Genomic DNA, 2,227 nt, shown 5'->3' with positions numbered 1-2,227 from the left:
AGATTAAATAATCCGTTAGCCCTGCCAAAAGCTAAGACGGATTATTTTTTTGCTGACTTTTGATCAGCTCAACAATTAATGCAATCAAGGCCACGATAAATGTACCGAAAGCTAGCATTAATTGTAAAGCGTCCGAAACGGACACTTAGGCTACTCCTTTCGTTAGGATTTATGGGCTTTAAAGGTTTAACACCATAAGCACCGCCTCCGATCGGAAATAGCCACCGCCTTAACTTCTCTACTTGATTCATTATACAGAGATATAATTCTTTTAGAAACATATTTTTAAATCAGTAGTGTACTTCATTCTAACCTGGATTAGTGTATTAACGTAAGCCATCTTAGTAAGAACATTGAGCATAAAAATACGGTAATTGATTCATTTTATCAGAGCGCTTGCTTATATCTATAGGAGGTTCTATTTTGAATATTCAATCTGTAAATAGTTTTTTAAGCAAAAAAGCAGAATCCCTAAAGTCTATAAAAGCTAATGTAACAGTTGATGGAAGAGGTTTGCTACCACGATTTTTCTATAGAGGACAGTCAAATGACTTCAAAAGTAGTAATAACGTTGCTAGCATCTTTAGACAAAAAGAGCTCTCCGGATATACCCATGAATATTCATTTACTAATGAGTACATGCGTAGGTACGCAAACGATTTTAACAATTTAGAAAACAATTTTTCTCGCCTGTCTTATATGCAACATTTTGGCTTGCCAACTAGGTTATTAGATGTAACGACCAATGCTCTTGTCGCTCTTTATTTTGCCTGTCAATCTCATCTTGATTCTGAAGGACATGAAACAGACGGGATAGTTACCATGTTTTTTTCTAACAAGACACAAAATATTGATGATTTCACATACTATAGTAGTCGCAGTGACACCGTGGAAGTCTTATCAACATTAGCATTGATGGACGAAGAAAAAAAGAAAAGTATTTATAGAAAAATATCTTCTTTCAACAAAAATATTGATGATTTGTTGAAAGAAGATGAAAATCATTTATACCAAAGTTGGTACATGGATCTGGTCAAGCAGTTCCCAGAGGGCTATTATGAACAACTTTCTGAGGAAAACCAAAAAGTATATGACTCACTAAATGATTTCTATAAAGAAATAAATCAGTCTTATGAAATGCAATGCCTGTATCATGATATTAAAAGAGATACTGGTTATTTTGCTGATCTAATCAACTTTAGAACTTTACTTCACCCATTTTTCGTCGAACCTTCAATTAATAATGAACGCTTACGAGCTCAAAGTGGTTTTTTCCTTTTTGAACCTTATGATGGTACATCATGTAGCTTGGAAAATATTCATGATGATATTGATAACAAAGTATCTCTGTACAATGGACACAATGAGCCAATTAGATTAGTAATTCCTGGTGAAAAAAGCAACAAATTTTAAACGAATTAAATCAATCATTGGAAATAAACCAGGCTACTTTATTTCCAGACAAAGAAAATGTGGCTAGTTATATAAAAAATGTTTAAAGGCCATTAGGGCATACCCTATTGGACGGTAAACTTAATTGATTTAATGGATCATTCTGTATCGAATCAAATCTAATAATTTTTTGAAATTTCGTGTGCAATATGTGATGAATCTGGATAAATGAAGCTTTCTGTTATCCCTATACTCTCCAGCTCTGATCTTATTGAGGCCTTTTTGCAATGTGGTATAACAAAGGCCATTGGTTGTGGATCTCTGGAATTAGAAAGAAGTCTTAGAATGTTTATTCTAGTCTGAGTTCGATTTTGGACTTCGTAGGAATTAAGAGCCACTTGTGACCCATTTTCTTCAAAGCCGTAATTATCAACAAAAGGGACAAACATAAATAACCCCCGTTGATTCTTAATACGTTGATCAATAATTCTTGGGGTAACTATCTTGGGTACAAATAATTCTAGAGGATTTATTAGATCCTCAAAGTCTCCAATATCTTTCCTTATTTCATGATACAGTCGTTTAGTTGACGAAAACTTATTGAACTTTTTATATGACCCGAATTGTCAAATTAAGTTAGAATTTTTTTAACTGTTCATCTGTAATCTGACTGATGATGTAAAAGGCACCCGTAAAATGTAGGAAAACGGCAGGTTAGAACTGTTGGTTTTCCTACATTTTTTGTATCATGAATCACATCAGAGTGTAGGAGGAATTTGATGTGAGACGTGATTTAAGAGAAGGAGTGACGATTTACGTGACTGAAAATATTAAG

At 33.7% G+C, this 2,227-nt stretch carries 2 protein-coding genes; one reads left to right on the top strand and one right to left on the bottom strand.

Annotated features, from left to right (window positions below):
• Window positions 1–31: 31 nt before the first annotated feature.
• Window positions 32–145: a putative holin-like toxin gene (locus tag KGF65_RS16495; RefSeq protein WP_021731144.1), complete on the bottom strand. Its 114-nt coding sequence runs from the start codon at window positions 143–145 to the stop codon at window positions 32–34.
• Between the two features lie 278 nt (window positions 146–423).
• Between KGF65_RS16495 and KGF65_RS16490 the strand changes: the two genes are divergently transcribed.
• The gene (locus tag KGF65_RS16490) at window positions 424–1,413 is read left to right on the top strand and encodes an FRG domain-containing protein (RefSeq protein WP_225366912.1); all 990 of its coding nucleotides are present in this window, start codon (window positions 424–426) and stop codon (window positions 1,411–1,413) included.
• The last annotated feature ends 814 nt before the right edge of the window (window positions 1,414–2,227 follow it).

The organism is Lactiplantibacillus sp. 30.2.29, from assembly GCF_018991255.1.
In the GTDB taxonomy this organism is placed as follows: Bacteria; Bacillota; Bacilli; order Lactobacillales; family Lactobacillaceae; genus Lactiplantibacillus; species Lactiplantibacillus pentosus.
The sequence above is the reverse complement of the archived record's forward strand: the minus strand, read 5'-3'. Positions and strand labels throughout refer to the sequence as shown.